Consider the following 14,228-nt stretch of genomic DNA (forward strand, 5'->3'; position numbering starts at 1 on the left):
CCGACCTGCAGACCCTCTTGGCGCGCTGGTCGGCCGCCGCCGCGATCCTGCAGCAGGGCAAGCCGGTCGGGACGGTGCAGCCCGGTGTCGACGTGCAGCCTCCCGTCGACACCGGGGAGGCCTACGGGCTGAGCCCGGCCAGCCTCACCGTCACGATCGGGCTGGGCCCGTCACTGTTCGGTGATCGATTCGGACTGGCCGCCCGGCGACCTGCCGTGTTCACCGACCTGCCGCCGCTGAACGGCGACAACCTGGATCCGCGCCTGCACGGCGGCGACCTGTCCGTGCAGGCGTGCGCCGACGATCCCCAGGTCTGCTACCACGCGGTGCGCAACCTGGCCCGCCTCGGCCGCAACATCGTCTCGCCGTTCTGGGCGGTGCTCGGGTTCGGTCGGGCCTCCGCCGGACCCGGCCAGCACACGCCACGAAACCTGTTGGGATTCAAGGACGGAACCCGCAACATCGCCACCGACGCCGAATACGACAAGTTTGTCTGGGTCACCAACAGCGACCAGCCCTGGATGAACGGGGGGACCTACCAAGTCGTCCGCAAGATCCGGATGTTGATGGAGACGTGGGACGTCGACCGGATCGGCAATCAGCAGAGGATCTTCGGGCGCACCAAAGAAGAAGGGGCGCCGCTGAGCGGCAAGCACGAGTTCGATACACCGGACTTCGCCGCCAAGGGCGCCGACGGCAACCCGCTCATCGATCCGATGTCCCACGTCGGCCTTGCCGCCCGGGAAAACAATGACGGCATCATGATCCGCCGGCGGTCGTACAACTACACCGACGGCCTGGACGCCAACGGCCAACTCAACGCCGGTCTGCTGTTCGTGTCGTATCAAAAAGATCCCCAAGATTTTATTCGTCTGCAGAACCGCCTGGGTGCCCACGACCTGCTCAACGAATACATCCGCCACATCGGATCAGCTATCTTCGCGGTGCCGCCGGCGCCCGCTGAAGGCCACTACATCGGGCAAAACCTGTTCAGCTGAGCAAATCTCGTCGGCGGCCGACGGCCCGGCCCGGGTCGCCACGTTTCACCCCCGTGACGTTTCGTGTCGGACCGGTAAATCAATCGCACCCGCCGTCACGCATCGGGGCCCGGCGCGCACTAACTCCGTGAACCCGCACAATCAGCGAGAAACGGAGAAGTCACATGACCGACGCGCTCGTCATCGACGCCGAAGGCCTGGACCGGCTGTCGTGTAACGCCAAAAGCAATCCCGAGACGGGCAGGAAGACGCTCAAAGCCAAGACCGTGTGCGAAGCGGGCTTTCGCAACATGACCTACGTCCGGGACCTGGCGCCGATGCTGGTGGGCGAGCCGCCCGCGCTGCTCGGCGACGACTCGGCGCCCAATCCCTCGGAGACCGCGTTGGCCGCGCTGGGTTCGTGCGTCTCGGTGGGCCTGCTGGCCAACGCGACGCACCGCGGGGTGACGCTGACCAAGATCGAGGTCGAGATGCAAGGCGACATCGACATTTCCGCGGTGTGGGGCGTGGGGGACACCCCGGAGGGCAAGTACCTGGGGTTCAGCGCCGTCCGCTGCACGGTGAGCCTGGCCGGTGACGCCGACGAAGCCACGCTGAAAGAGATCCACGACAACGCCATCGCCTGGTCGCCGGTGGTGAACACGTTTCGCAACCCGGTCACCGTCGACTCGACTCTGATCACCGGATAAGCACGCGACATGATGACGACCACGGACACAGCGGCCGGCCAGTTGGATGTCGAGCTGCTGGAAGACATTCGGGGGCACGCCGCGGCATTGGACCGCGGCGAGGGCCACTCCCGTCGCAGCTTCGCCGCGCTGGGGGAGGCGGGCCTGCTGGGCATTGGCGCCCCGGGCAACGTCGACGGCCGGCTTCCGGTGATGGCCGAGGTGATCCGATCGGTTTCCGGGGCCTGCATGAGCACGGGGTTCTCGTTGTGGGCGCATCGCATGACGGTCGAGTATCTGCTCACCGCCGCAACCGAATTCAGCAGTGCGGCGGTCGAGCCGCTCCTAGCGGGAGCGGTGCCGGGCGTCACCGGCATGGCCGCGGCGTTCAAGGAGGCGGCGGGCTGCGGCAGCGTGGAGTTGACCGCCACATCCGTGGCCGGCGGTTACCGGGTCTCCGGTCCGATCAGGTGGGCCAGCAACCTGTATCCCGACTCCACGATGGTGACCGCGGTGCGCACCGATACCGGCGAGAAGCTCATCGTCGCGCTGCCGCTGAACACGCCCGGGGTGAACGTGGGTGAGCATTTCGATCTGCTGGCCATGGGCAGTACCGCCTCGTCGTACCTGAACCTGGACGGCGCGCACGTTCCTGCCGGCCAGGTGCTCTCGCGCGACTTCGAGGGCTTCCTGCAGTCGGTGCGCCCGACATTCCTTGTCCTGCAATCCGCGATGTGCCTGGGCCTGACCCGGACCGCCCTGGGCCAGGCTCGCCTGGGACTCGGCGGTGTCAACGCCGTGTTCAGCGACGACGTCGACCGCGTCGCGGACCAGCTGGTTACCGCCGAGGCCACCCTGGCGAAGCTGGCCGCGGCCGTCGGAGGGGCCGAGCCGCCCACCAAGAAGGAGTTGCTGTCGCTGCGCCTCGCCGCCGCCGAAGTGTCCAGCGCCAGCGCCGACTTGGAGGTGCGGACCGCCGGCGGCAAAGGCTACGCGAGCCGAACACCGGCAAGCCGGCGCTATCGCGAGGCGGCGTTCATCCCCGTCCAGTCGCCGTCCGAAGGGCAGCTGCGCTGGGAACTGGCCAGATGCGTCTGAGCGCGGGTCGATGGTGACTCCGGTGGCGGTGCCGCCGGAGGGCACCGAGTCCGAATACCTGGTCGGCGGGGTTCCGCTGGCCAGCTTGGTGCGCGACTTTCACCGGCCGATGGTGAATTTCGCTCGCACCATGGTGGATTCGGCAACGGTCGCCGAAGAAGCCGTGCAGGAGGCGTGGGTGCAGGTGCTGCAGTCCTCGGACTCGTTTCAGGGGCGTTCGTCGGTGAGCACCTGGTTGTTCGGGATCGTCAAACACACCGCCTCCCGGCACCGGCGCAGGGAATCGCGGATCCGCCACCACGAGGTGCTGGCCGCCGACGGCGAGGTCGACGACCCGCTGTCGGGTCGCATGCATCCCGCCGGTCACCCCGACGCCGGCCACTGGAGCCTCCCGCCGTCGCGCCGCTTTCTCCCCGAAGACCGGACCGTCGAGAGCGAACTGCTCGGCTACGTGCGGTCGGCACTGGATGCGTTGCCCGAACGCCAACGGCAGCTGGTCATCCTGCGCGACATCGTCGGAACATCAGCCGACGAGGCGGCCGCGCTTCTCGAACTGACCGCCGAGGCGCAGCGGGCACTGCTTTACCGCGCCCGGGGAAATCTCAGAGCCGAATTGGAAAAGCGGTACCAGCGATGACCGTTCATGACAACGCAGTCCCCGCCATCGATTGCGTCGACTTCGTCCGCCTCGTCGACGATCTCGTCGACTCCGACCCCCAGCAGTGGGGACCGATCGTGGCCAAACACCTCGACGAATGCCCACCGTGCCTGGTTTATCTGCAACAGATGCTCGACCTCAAGATCCTGCTCAGCCACGTCTTCGACGGCGAGCAGCTCAGCGAGGATCACATTGCCGGTGTCATCAACGCGATCAACACCTTCAGGAAAGGCGAACCCCGATGACGATCAACGCTGAAGCGCCGCAGCTTCGAAGCGATGCTGTGGTTGCGGACAACGTGACCGTGTTGCCCTCTGGCGTCCGGGCCGACGCCGTGCCCGAGGATCCGTTCGAGCCACTGTCGGTGGGCGCCATGGTGGATCGGGTCGCGGCCATGGCAGTGGAAAAAGCCGCGCATCCCTGGGCATTCCTGATGCGCTCGCTGGTGGGCGGTGTGATGGTGGCCTTCGGAGCGCTGCTGGCCCTGGTGGTGAGCACCGGCGTCAAAACACCCGGTGTGGCAAGCCTTTTGATGGGGCTGGCCTTCGGCATGTCCTTCGTCTTGATCCTGGTGTCGGGCATGTCGCTGATCACCGCGGACATGGCCGCGGGATTTCTCGCAGTGCTCAAGCGCACGCTGAGCCTGCGCGGCTATGTCGCGTTGGTGACCGTCGGACTCATCGGCAACATCGTCGGCGCGCTGGTGTTCGTCACGGTGTGCGCCGCGGCGGGCGGGCCTTACCTCGGCGCGTTCGCCGAACGAGCGGCCACCGTCGGCACGCTGAAGGCGGGCCAGCCCTTTTGGACGGCTCTGCTGCTGGCCGTGGTGTGCACGTGGTTCCTGCAGACCTCGATGTGCATGTTCTTTAAGGCCCGCAGCGACGTCGCACGGATGGCGTTCGCGTTCTACGGGCCGTTCGCGTTCGTCATCGGCGGCACCCAGCACGTGATCGCCAATGTCGGATTCCTGGGTCTTCCCTTGCTGCTCAACCTATTTCACCCGGTCGCGCCGCGCGGCGCGATCGGCTGGGGCTTCGGCCCGCACGGGCTGCTCACCAACATCGGGATCACCACCGTGGGTAATCTCATCGGCGGCACGGTATTCGTGGCGTTGCCGTTCTGGATCATCGCGCAGCTGCAGCGGCGCAAGGTCTAGGCGCGGCGCCGGGGACGGTTACCGCTGCGTCGCCAGACCGGCCACCGTTGCCACGGCGCGGACCGAGAAGGCGACATTCCTTCCCACGGCACCGTCGTCACCGGCCGCGCCGGGAGTGGTCCACCGCACCCGTGCGGTCCCGCTGACATGCAGAGCGGCGCCGGTGTCGAAATCGAGGAACAGCAAGGCGGCTTCGTCGTCGACAGCCAGATTGCCATAGCTGTTGAACATGTTGTTTCCCGGGAAATCCGGCCACCACAGCCGGTTCGGGGAGTCGATTCGGACGAATCCGGGTGGGCCGCCTCGGTGTGACGCATCGCTGCCGCGGGTGGGATGGGTGGTGCCCAGGAAGAACGTGTCGGACCTTGCAATCATTGCTTGATCCGCGGGACCGAGAAGCGTTGCGCGGCGGGGGTGTTTCGAAGGGGTAGCCAGACCGGCCACGTCGATCGCGCGGCGGTGAATGTATTTGGGGCAATTGCCATACGACTGGTCGATGCGCAGGGTCATGCTCGCGTGGTCGGCACCGACAAGTTCACCGTTGATCCGTAACCTGCGACGGGTGGCAAAGTCGATGGCGATCAGCCCGACTTGTTGACCGGCCCGGATCTCGTGCAGGGGATCGCCGTCGCGGGGAGCGGACGACACGTGTAAGACACCTCCTTGCCCGCGGAGAAATCCCGGTGGCGCGGCCAGCGGCGAGACCCAGGGGACGCCGTCGTGGTCGCGTCCGGTCAGCGCGGCGAACCGCTGCGACGCCAGGAAGCGTGCGGCGCCGTCAGACAGATCCGACGAGTCAAGCATCCTCTCGAGCCGCCCAGCCTCGGCTTCGACACCCGCTCGGCGCTGCGTCGCGAGTTCGCCCTCGTGGAATCCCGTCGCGGCCATATCCGTCGTAACAACGTCACCGGCGCAAAGCTTCCTGGCGGTACGGGCGCCCTGGGTCAGGCCTTTCGGTCCCGCTCCACGTCCCGGGTGGCGGGTCGCAATGCCGCCAGCAGCGCTCCGGCGCCGAAGATCGCCGCGGTCAGCCACGGAAAGTGTCCGTCGGGGGCGAAGCCCGCGGCGGCGATCAGGGACAGGGCGTAGGCCGCCGCCGCGGCACCGGCCAACATCACCGGTTCGGTCCATCGTTCGGTGAGCGGTACACCGAGCAGCGGTAAGGGAGCCGCGAAAAGCCTTCGGGCCCACCACAACATCATCATCTCGACCGCCGTCACGACGCACAAGATGACCACCCATTCCAGCCGGGCCAGCCACCAGTGCGCGCTACCCTCGGGCGGCTGCGGCAAGAGTCCGGCCGGGTAGCCGACGATCGCGACGATCACGACCGGGATCATGTGCCACAGGTAAAGCGCCATGATGTTGTTGTTGGCGACGGACAGGACGCGCTCGACACGCATGGCGCGCAGCGCACGGTTCAGCGCGGGCGTCAGTGCCATCGCAAGCCCCGTTTGGGCGCAGCCGAACGCCAACAGCGCCACGGTCGGAGGCGTCGTGTTGTCGATGGTCTGCCCGGGGACACCGATCATGCTGACCGGATAAACCTTGCGCCACACGAGCAACGCCAGGGCCACCGACGAGACGGCCGCCAGCAGAGCGGGTCTGCGGCCGGCCAATGACCCGCCGTGCCAAGCGATCCCGAGCTGATACAGGGTGCCCCAGCCCAACAGGTAGTTCACCCAATTCAGGTACGGCACATGGCCGGTGAGCCGGGCGACATCCACCGCCGCGACCGCCAAGACGAGTGCGGCCGGTACCAGCAGGCCCCAACGACGTTGTGCGGCAATGGCAATCGGCGTCAGCGACACGACAACCAGGTACACAGCCAGGAACCACAGGTGCATGGCCACCGCCCAGCCGGCGTACTCGAGCACCGAGCCCGCCGCGCCGCAGAAACCCAGGGCAACGACCACCACCGACACCAGCGCCATGTACACCGCGGTCGGTCCGAGGACTCGCGCCAGCCGGTGCTGTATCCAGGTCCGCCGCGAAAGTCCCTCAGCGTCGTGGCGGTGCGTCCAGGACACGGCGCCGGCATAACCGGCAACCAGGAAGAATGCCGGGACGGCCTGGAAGGGCCAGGTCAGCCACTGGGTCCAGGGCAGGTCGACGAGCGGGTTCTGCCGGCCGAACTGGCCATCGTGATAGGTGACCGACCCGGCCAGCCAGTGTCCCAGCACGATGAGCACCACGCCGGACACGCGGTAGTAGTCGACCGCCAGATTGCGCGGCGGCCGCGTCGTGTTTGCGTGGCCCATCAGATCGGGGGAAGCTCGACGCGGTACACAGCGCCACGGTACCGTCCGGCCCCCAGCGGGGTCTGGCGCAGCCGCAGAACAGGAGACATCCCATGAAACAGGCTCAACTCGGCGGGTTGCAGGTCGGTCGCCTCGGCCTGGGTGCGATGGGCATGTCGGTGGCCTACGCGGTCGGCGGATTCGACGATGCGGAATCGGTCCGCACCGTGCATCGCGCCATCGACCTTGGTGTGACGCTGATCGACACGGCCGAGGTCTACGGCCCGTACGTCAACGAGGAACTGCTAGCCCGCGCGCTGCGGGGACGGCGCGATCAGGTGGTGCTGGCAACCAAATTCGGTCTGATCTCGCACACCGGTCGCGAGGGCCTGGACAGCAGCCCCGCCAACATCCGTATCGCCGTGGACGGTTCGCTGCGACGGTTGGCGACCGATCGCATCGACCTGTACTACCAGCACCGCCTCGACCGCCAGACGCCGATCGAAGAGACCGTCGGCGCGCTGGCCGAGCTGGTCGCCGCCGGGAAGGTCCGCCACATCGGCCTGTCGGAAGTCGGGGTGGATAACATTCGTCGCGCGCACGCGGTGCACCCGATCACGGCGGTGCAGTCGGAGTACTCGCTGTGGACCCGCGATCAAGAGGACGAGATCTTGCCGGTGCTGCGCGAATTGGGCATCGGGTTCGTCGCCTACTCGCCCCTGGGCCGTGGCTTTCTCACCGGCGCAATCCGTTCCACGCACGAGCTGCCCGAGACCGACTACCGCAAGACCAACCCGCGGTTCTTCGACGAAAACTTTCAGCACAACCTGCGCTGCGCCGACGAGGTGCGCGATATCAGCGCGGACGTCGGCGCCACGCCGGCTCAGGTCGCCTTAGCATGGTTGTTGGCGAAAGGCCCTGATATCGTGCCCATTCCGGGCACCAAGCGGGTTACGCGTCTGGAAGAGAATGTCGGCGCCGACGCGATCGAGCTCACCGCCGATCAACTGGCCAGGCTCGATCGGCTCACCCCGCCCGCAGGGGGCCATCACGCCGAGGCGCAAATGGCGTGGATCGATCGCTAGCGGCGCCCCGTAGCCGCCGCCCGGTGCGCGTCGCGTTAGTCGACGCTGGCCAATGCCGCTGGGCCGTAGGTTTTTTCGATCAGTGACCACGGGTCGGCGTAGGGGCCGCGTCCCTCCAGCCGGCGCTGCACAATCAAAACGGCCCGCAGCACCGGGCGTAGCACCGGGCCAAGCAGTCGCAGCACGATCCGCAGGTGGCCCTGCGATTCGGCCAGCCACGCCAGTGTCTGGTTCCAGTCGTGCTCTTGAAAGTCCAGCAGCGCTTGCGCTTCGGTGGTGTCGTACCAGCCGGTGAAGCTCCAGCCGCGGTCGTCGGCCGGGTCGCCCGGCAGGCCGGCCGAGGGGCCGAGCGGTCCCAGGCCGGCCGCGCGCATCAGGTCGTCCTGGAGGCCGTGCTGGAGCAGCACATACGTTTCGTTGCCGCCGATGAGCAGGGCCTTGCCGGAGATGGAGTCCTTGCGGTCGACGCCGTTGGCGAATGCCAGCGCCACGTCACGCGCATCCACCGCATGAATCCGGTTGTCGCTGGGCATCGAACGCATCAGGGTGAGGTAGTCGCCGTTGATACCGGCCTGCGTGTCCGGCGAGATGACGCCGGCAAGTCGGTAGAGCGCATACGGCAGGCCGCTGCCACGGATCGCCGCCTCGGCAAGGACTTTGTCCTGCCCGTATTGGTCGACGGGGTTCACCGGCGTGTCCGGCGTGATCCGCTCCGGCTGACGGTAGGGGTTGCGAGATCCATACACCGCGGCGCTGGACGCCATGAGGAACAGCGGCGGGCGTGGGAGCGCGGCGCAGGCGTTCAACAGGTTCTCGGTGCCACCGACATTGACGCGGCGGGCCAGTCCGGGATTGCGGTAGGACGGCGGGGACACGATAGCGGCCAGGTGAACGACGGCCCCGGGCTCATGAGTGGCGATGAGAGCGTTGACGGCCTCGGCATCCAGCAGGTCGGTGTACGCGGGTATCAACGTCCCCGGGCGCGCGCCGGCCGCGAGTTCTTTTTCGACGGCGACCGTGTTGTCGTTGCGCAGATCCATCGCGACCACGGTTCGGCCGCGATCGAGCAGGATCTGGGTGCAACGCTTACCGACTTGCCCGAAGGCGCCGGTGACCAAAACGGTGTCGACGGTCATGGGCGCGTCACCGCTCCATCAGCCGTTCGGCGAGCTTGCCGATCGCCGTGCGGAGTCGAGGGGAGACGTAGATCGAGAAGAACGGCGTCACGATGTCCTCGCGGAGTCGAGTTAGCTTGGAGCTCTTGATAAGCCACTGGCCGGCGATGATCTCATAGGTTTCGTGGTAGTGGCCGTAGCCGACCAAGGTTACCCCGGGCCCGAATCGGACGACGTCCTGCAGCGCCCATATTCCGCGCGCGGTCGTGGCCGAGGTGAGCTCGATTTCGGGGGTGTGCACCTGGTGAGCCGTGGGCTGCGTCGGGCGGCCAAGGGCCCGGCGGGTGAACGCCACGAACTCGTCGGCGCCCGCGATCACCTTGCCGCCGGCTTCGGAGGTGTCGCTGACGAAGTCGTCGGCGAAGATCGTCCGCCACGCCGCCCAGTCCTTGGTGTCCAGGTAGCGGCAGTAGCGCGCTTTGAGCTGCTTGATGGACTCGATCGCCGGCAGCGTCTCGGCGAGCAGGCCCTGCGCGCGCTCTGTCATAGCCGCTCGATCCCTTCCGCAAGTGCCGACGCGTGACGTTTCACTGCCGAAGTGTAAACCCGTCAGCCCTTGAAGTAGACGATCTGATGGGTGGTCGCCAGCAGCCCGCCGTCGGCGGTCCACACGTGCGCGCTCTGGTCGAAATAACCGCGGGTGAAGCGGTTCGCCTGCGCGGTGGCCAGCACGAAGTCGTTGTGCAGGGCGTCGAGTTGGGGCTGATCGGCGTGGAAATACGTCGTCAACGAGATGGTCCCGGACGGGACGAAGCCGCCGCGGCGCAGGAACACCCGCGGGTAGAAGATGTCGCACAGCGCGGCGAGCGCCGGGTAGTCGACCGGGCGTCCCGCGCCGTCGCGCACCCACAGGGTCGAGGTCGACGAGGGGCTGGCGTCCCCGCCTTTGCCGGGCATCGCGCCTTCGACGTAGCGCATGTCGTAGAGGCCGGTCCATCGGACGAGGCCCGGATCGACGGCGGGTAACTGTTCGGGTGGCGGCACGCTCGGCGGGCGGCTCTCGGTGTCGGCCCAACTCTCTCGCCGGATCGCGAAGATCGCGGTCGCGGTCGTCTTGACCACGCCGTCCTGGCTCAGCTCGACGATCCAGTGCTGATTGGTGCGGTTGGTGCGCGGGGCCCGCAGCGCGAGGTCGAAGTCGCCGTCGGCGATGGGAGCGGCGTAGTTGACGGTCAGGGCCAGCGGTTCCCCGATGCGGTCGGGGTGTGTTTCGACCGCGCGCAGCATGGCGGCGGCCGTGATCCCGCCGAACGGCCCGACCATGTTGGCCCACTCCGGGTGCGTGCGGCCGCGCCGGAGGTCGGCCCCGATCCGGTCGAGCTGGAGGGCTTCGTCGAAGGGGTGCGTGTCGGTCATAGTGATCGACCGCAGATTACTTGCGCACAAAGCTGGTGCTGGATACGGGGTCGTGCCGGGTGGGCCGGGCGAGCACCATCCGTTGAGGTACGGTCCGGCAAGCGACAACCTCATCGAAAGGGGCCACGGTGGCGAACCCGAAGGACGGCGCCGCAGCCGCATCTCCCGCCGAGCTGATCGACGCCAGGATCAAGGATTTGGGGGATTGGCGCGGCGAAATGCTCGCTCGCATCAGGAAACTGATCAAAAAAGCCGACCCGCAAGTGGTCGAGGAGTGGAAGTGGCGGGGCGTTCCGGTCTGGTATCACGACGGGATGATCTGCACCGGCGAGACGTACAAGAACGTCGTCAAGATGACCTTCGCCAAGGGCGCGTCGCTGCCGGATCCCGCGGGTCTGTTCAATTCCAGCCTCGACGGCAACACCAGACGCGCCATCGATTTCCACGAGGGCGACGAGCTCGACGAGAAGGCGTTGACGGCGCTCATTCGCGCCGCGGTGAAGCTGAACGGTTCGTAGGACGCCGACCTATACAGCCGTGTGACGGTTGCTGTACAGTCGCCCAGCACAAGGTCGACGCTCGGATGAGAGGCCATCCGGTGACGTCCGAATCGGTCGAGGAATTCCGGAGCCGGGCCCGGGCCTGGCTGGCCGCGAACATGCCCCGACTCGATCCGGCCAAGGCGGCACAGCTGGAGCGAGATGAGCTGCCATCGTGGCGCCGGGCCCGAGAACTGCAAAAGCTGCTGTGGGACGGCGGATTCGCCGGGATCTGTTTCCCGCGCGAGTATGGCGGGCTGGGGCTGAGCTACGAGTACAAGAAGGCGTTCGACGCCGAATCCCAGGCCTACGAGACTCCGCTGCTGCTCAACGTGCCGTCCTTCGCCATCTGCTGCGCAACGATTCTCGATATGGGCAGCGAGGAGCAGAAGCGTCAGCACATTTCGGCCGCCCTGCGCGGCGACGAGGTTCTGGTGCAGCTGCTGTCCGAGCCGAGCGGGGGATCCGACCTGGCGGGCGTCATCACCCGCGCCGAGCGCCGCAACGGCCGGTGGATCATCAACGGCGCCAAGACCTGGAGCACGTGGGCCTTCGCCGCCGACTACGGCCTGTGCCTGGCACGGACCAACTGGGAGGTTCCCAAACACGACGGGCTGACGATGTTCCTGGTGCCGCTGCAGCATCCCGGAGTCACCATCAACCGCATCCGGCAGGTCAACGGCTCCATCGAATTCTGCGAGGAGTTCTTCGACGACGTCGACGTGGGCGACGACGCTGTGGTCGGAGAACCGGGCAAAGGGTGGGACGTCGCGTCGCGCCAGCTGTACCACGAGCGGCGCACGATGGGTGATGGCTCGGAGTACACCAGTGGGCCGGGAATCGCCGAGGCCCACGACGTCTCCGTCGACCTGGTCTCCCTGCTCGAAAAGACGGCCCAGGCCGGCAATCAACGACTTCAGGAGATGATCGGCCGGGCCCTGGTGCACCGGGCCGTGCACGGCCAACTCAGCGAGCACGTCTTTCACGCCGTCGCCGGCGGATCCCTGCCGCCGGCCGCGGGCTCGATCATCCGGCTCTACATGGCCGAGGTGCATGACGTCGAGACCGATACCGCCTTGGCCGTCGCCGGCCCGGCGGCCGTGGTCGACGACGCCGGGCTGCTCGATATCGGGACGCGCTATCTGGGCCGTCAGACCGCCAGCATCGGCGGCGGTACCACCGAGATGGCGCGCAACGTGATCGGCGAACGGGTGCTGAACTTCCCGCGCGAGCGCGCCGACGACCGCGGTGTGCCGTTCAATCGGGTGCGGCGCGGCAAAAGCTAGGGAGGAGAACGGAATTGAGCGGCCAACTTCGTGACATCCGGGAGTTGATGGGTGATTCCGACGCCTACCGCGAGGAACTGTACCGGCGTTGGACGGGCCTGCTGAGCTACCGCTACATCGGTCGCAAACACTCGGCGATGAATTTGGGCGAGACCGATGACACCGTCGCCATTCGCCGCGACATGCGCAACGACGCCGGCGGAATCATGGTGGCGCCGTTGGCCATATCCTCCCCGGAGGGCTGCCAGACCGACATGGTCGCGGTTCCCAATCCGGTGATTGCGTCGGTACAGATCGTCGACCCCGGATACGACGTCACCAGGATCGAGATCGTCGGCTCGGGCATCGTGCACCAGGGCCGCACCATGGGTTACGGCCGCTGCACGATCGTCGACGCCGACAACCCCAGCCGGGTCATCGCCTTCAACGAGGGGCAGGGAGCGATCATCGGCATCCCGCCGGAAGGCCTGGACCGGATGGATGTTTCGGGCACCGAGCTGGTGGTCGAGGACTCACCCGATCTACCGCCGCTGTGGCAGGCCTTCGGCGCCAGCCGGCGCCAAGACGGCCACTGGATACTGCCCGAGCTCAGTACCGAACTCGCGTCGCCGGACGCCGCGCTGCACATCGGGCCCCAGCACGTCGTTCTCGAGACCGCGGCGATCGACCTCGCCGCGGAGGTGGCGGGAACGACAAAGCTGCAGGTGGTCAGCTGGCACGTGATGTTCATGTCCCGCGGCAAGGTGGGGCCCTTCCGGGTCGAGGGCACGGCACACCCCGGTGGATCCGGACGCGTCGGCGTGCGCATGCTGCTGCACGATGAGGGCAACGCCGACAAGGCGGTCACCTCCGCCGCGGCGGTTTTCGACATCGTCGGCTGAGCCGGGTTCGGCGCCCCTGGCCCCAGAGCTGGTTGCGAACGCCCGGGCGGATGGCGATAACCTTCCCGGAGACGCGAAGGAGCGTGTTGATCATGCAGGTTTCTATGTTCGGCCAACTGAGCGGATCGGGCGACCAATCGCCGATCGACGCGACGATCGCGAACTTCGCGATGCTGCGCGACGAGGGCTTCAAACGCGTGTGGATGAGCCAATTGCCTTATGAGCCAGACCTTCTCACCGTCGTGGCTATCGCGTTGCACGAGGTCGACACGATCGAGGTGGCCAGCGGTGTGGTGCCGATTCAGAATCTGCATCCGATGCTCATGGCGCAGCGCGCCCTCACGCTGAGCTTGGCCTCGGGTGGCCGGTTCACGCTCGGGCTCGGCATGACCCATCAGGCGGTCACCGAGGGGATGTGGGGCATCCCGTGGGACAAGCCGGTGCGCAGGCTGAACGAATACCTCGACGGCCTGTTGCCCCTGCTGGCCGGTGAACCCGCCGCCGCGGCCGGAGAAACGGTGACCACCCGCGGCGCGCTGATGATCTCGGGCGCACCCCGGCCCGACGTGTACATCGCGGCGCTGGGCCCGCAGCTGCTCAAGATCGCCGGGCGGCGCACGGCGGGCACCTGCACCTGGATGACGGGGCCCAGGACGTTGGCCGAGCATGTCGGCCCGACGCTGCGGCAGGCGGCCGCGGATGGGGGGCGCGAGGGGGAGGCGCGGGTCGCGGCGTCGCTACCCGTCAGCGTCACCGACGATGTCGACGCCGCCCGCAAGCAGGCGGCCGAACAGTTCGCCATCTACGGCCAGCTGCCGTCCTACCGCGCGATGCTCGACCGCGAGGGCTACGCGGGGCCGGAGGATGCCGCCATCATCGGCGACGAGGATACGGTCCGCGGCCGGCTCGACGAACTGCGTGCCGCGGGTGTCGACGAGTACGTCGCCGCGGCATTCGATCCGTCGCCGGAGGGCCGGGCACGCACGCGGGCGCTGCTGCGGGGGTACGACTCCTGACCCGACGGGCTCATCCGGCCTAGTTGTGGTGTGTCCGCGCCGTTTTGGCTATGGCCATACATAGCCTCCGGT

16 protein-coding genes are annotated in these 14,228 nt (G+C 67.3%); 11 read left to right on the forward strand and 5 right to left on the reverse strand.

The window, feature by feature from the left end:
• The 6 genes from A5622_RS24805 to A5622_RS24830 form a co-directional block, all read left to right on the forward strand.
• Positions 1-998: Dyp-type peroxidase (locus tag A5622_RS24805; RefSeq protein ID WP_066862869.1), on the forward strand; the 998-nt coding region annotated here is incomplete at its 5' end.
• Positions 999-1,162: 164 nt separating this feature from the next.
• Positions 1,163-1,687 carry an OsmC family protein gene (locus tag A5622_RS24810; RefSeq protein WP_066862873.1) on the forward strand — a complete coding sequence of 175 codons (525 nt, stop codon included), beginning with the start codon at positions 1,163-1,165 and terminating at the stop codon, positions 1,685-1,687.
• A gap of 9 nt (positions 1,688-1,696) precedes the next feature.
• Positions 1,697-2,764, forward strand: a complete 1,068-nt coding sequence (locus A5622_RS24815) for an acyl-CoA dehydrogenase family protein (protein WP_066881823.1) — start codon at positions 1,697-1,699, stop codon at positions 2,762-2,764.
• Between the two features lie 10 nt (positions 2,765-2,774).
• Positions 2,775-3,401, forward strand: coding sequence for an RNA polymerase sigma factor (locus A5622_RS24820; RefSeq protein WP_066881825.1), 627 nt, complete (start codon positions 2,775-2,777; stop codon positions 3,399-3,401).
• On the forward strand, positions 3,398-3,667 hold the full coding sequence (locus A5622_RS24825) for a hypothetical protein (protein ID WP_066862882.1): 270 nt from the start codon (positions 3,398-3,400) through the stop codon (positions 3,665-3,667). The genes A5622_RS24820 and A5622_RS24825 overlap by 4 nt, the downstream gene beginning before the upstream one ends.
• Positions 3,664-4,578: a formate/nitrite transporter family protein gene (locus tag A5622_RS24830; RefSeq protein ID WP_066862885.1), complete on the forward strand. Its 915-nt coding sequence runs from the start codon at positions 3,664-3,666 to the stop codon at positions 4,576-4,578. The genes A5622_RS24825 and A5622_RS24830 overlap by 4 nt, the downstream gene beginning before the upstream one ends.
• An 18-nt stretch (positions 4,579-4,596) precedes the next feature.
• Here A5622_RS24830 and A5622_RS24835 read toward each other — a convergent pair whose 3' ends face one another.
• The gene (locus A5622_RS24835) at positions 4,597-5,466 is read right to left on the reverse strand and encodes a pyridoxamine 5'-phosphate oxidase family protein (protein WP_066881827.1); all 870 of its coding nucleotides are present in this window, start codon (positions 5,464-5,466) and stop codon (positions 4,597-4,599) included.
• Positions 5,467-5,522: 56 nt separating this feature from the next.
• A complete protein-coding gene (locus A5622_RS24840; RefSeq protein ID WP_066881828.1) occupies positions 5,523-6,839 on the reverse strand; it encodes an acyltransferase in 1,317 nt (438 codons plus the stop codon).
• 92 nt (positions 6,840-6,931) lie between these two features.
• Here A5622_RS24840 and A5622_RS24845 point away from each other — a divergent pair, with 92 nt between their 5' ends.
• Positions 6,932-7,903 (forward strand): aldo/keto reductase, encoded by a 972-nt coding sequence (locus tag A5622_RS24845; protein WP_066862894.1) that lies wholly within the window; start codon positions 6,932-6,934, stop codon positions 7,901-7,903.
• A gap of 35 nt (positions 7,904-7,938) precedes the next feature.
• On the opposite strand, the gene A5622_RS24850 is transcribed toward A5622_RS24845, so the two are convergent.
• From A5622_RS24850 to A5622_RS24860, 3 genes are all read right to left on the reverse strand, one after another.
• Positions 7,939-9,039, reverse strand: coding sequence for an NAD(P)-dependent oxidoreductase (locus tag A5622_RS24850; RefSeq protein ID WP_066862898.1), 1,101 nt, complete (start codon positions 9,037-9,039; stop codon positions 7,939-7,941).
• Between the two features lie 7 nt (positions 9,040-9,046).
• The gene (locus A5622_RS24855) at positions 9,047-9,565 is read right to left on the reverse strand and encodes a nuclear transport factor 2 family protein (protein WP_066862901.1); all 519 of its coding nucleotides are present in this window, start codon (positions 9,563-9,565) and stop codon (positions 9,047-9,049) included.
• Between the two features lie 62 nt (positions 9,566-9,627).
• Positions 9,628-10,434 carry an acyl-CoA thioesterase II gene (locus A5622_RS24860; protein ID WP_066881830.1) on the reverse strand — a complete coding sequence of 269 codons (807 nt, stop codon included), beginning with the start codon at positions 10,432-10,434 and terminating at the stop codon, positions 9,628-9,630.
• A gap of 128 nt (positions 10,435-10,562) precedes the next feature.
• Between A5622_RS24860 and A5622_RS24865 the strand changes: the two genes are divergently transcribed.
• From A5622_RS24865 to A5622_RS24880, 4 genes are all read left to right on the forward strand, one after another.
• Positions 10,563-10,952 carry a DUF1801 domain-containing protein gene (locus A5622_RS24865; RefSeq protein ID WP_066862906.1) on the forward strand — a complete coding sequence of 130 codons (390 nt, stop codon included), beginning with the start codon at positions 10,563-10,565 and terminating at the stop codon, positions 10,950-10,952.
• An 80-nt stretch (positions 10,953-11,032) separates the two neighbouring features.
• Positions 11,033-12,259 (forward strand): acyl-CoA dehydrogenase family protein, encoded by a 1,227-nt coding sequence (locus A5622_RS24870; protein WP_066881832.1) that lies wholly within the window; start codon positions 11,033-11,035, stop codon positions 12,257-12,259.
• A gap of 14 nt (positions 12,260-12,273) precedes the next feature.
• Positions 12,274-13,140, forward strand: coding sequence for a hypothetical protein (locus A5622_RS24875; protein ID WP_066862912.1), 867 nt, complete (start codon positions 12,274-12,276; stop codon positions 13,138-13,140).
• Between the two features lie 92 nt (positions 13,141-13,232).
• On the forward strand, positions 13,233-14,156 hold the full coding sequence (locus tag A5622_RS24880) for a TIGR03564 family F420-dependent LLM class oxidoreductase (RefSeq protein WP_066881835.1): 924 nt from the start codon (positions 13,233-13,235) through the stop codon (positions 14,154-14,156).
• Positions 14,157-14,228: the final 72 nt, after the last annotated feature.

This window comes from Mycobacterium sp. 1245801.1, assembly GCF_001673055.1.
Classification (GTDB): domain Bacteria; phylum Actinomycetota; class Actinomycetes; order Mycobacteriales; family Mycobacteriaceae; genus Mycobacterium; species Mycobacterium europaeum_A.

Bases quoted from the DNA above. Each gene is read 5' to 3' on its own strand.
- A5622_RS24830 (WP_066862885.1), top strand. From the start codon at position 3,664: ATGACGATCAACGCTGAAGCGCCGCAGCTTCGAAGCGATGCTGTGGTT.
- A5622_RS24815 (WP_066881823.1), top strand. From the start codon at position 1,697: ATGATGACGACCACGGACACAGCGGCCGGCCAGTTGGATGTCGAGCTG.
- A5622_RS24820 (WP_066881825.1), top strand. From the start codon at position 2,775: ATGGTGACTCCGGTGGCGGTGCCGCCGGAGGGCACCGAGTCCGAATAC.
- A5622_RS24825 (WP_066862882.1), top strand. From the start codon at position 3,398: ATGACCGTTCATGACAACGCAGTCCCCGCCATCGATTGCGTCGACTTC.
- A5622_RS24845 (WP_066862894.1), top strand. From the start codon at position 6,932: ATGAAACAGGCTCAACTCGGCGGGTTGCAGGTCGGTCGCCTCGGCCTG.
- A5622_RS24810 (WP_066862873.1), top strand. From the start codon at position 1,163: ATGACCGACGCGCTCGTCATCGACGCCGAAGGCCTGGACCGGCTGTCG.
- A5622_RS24860 (WP_066881830.1), bottom strand. From the start codon at position 10,434: ATGACCGACACGCACCCCTTCGACGAAGCCCTCCAGCTCGACCGGATC.
- A5622_RS24835 (WP_066881827.1), bottom strand. From the start codon at position 5,466: ATGGCCGCGACGGGATTCCACGAGGGCGAACTCGCGACGCAGCGCCGA.
- A5622_RS24840 (WP_066881828.1), bottom strand. From the start codon at position 6,839: ATGGGCCACGCAAACACGACGCGGCCGCCGCGCAATCTGGCGGTCGAC.
- A5622_RS24880 (WP_066881835.1), top strand. From the start codon at position 13,233: ATGCAGGTTTCTATGTTCGGCCAACTGAGCGGATCGGGCGACCAATCG.
- A5622_RS24850 (WP_066862898.1), bottom strand. From the start codon at position 9,039: ATGACCGTCGACACCGTTTTGGTCACCGGCGCCTTCGGGCAAGTCGGT.
- A5622_RS24855 (WP_066862901.1), bottom strand. From the start codon at position 9,565: ATGACAGAGCGCGCGCAGGGCCTGCTCGCCGAGACGCTGCCGGCGATC.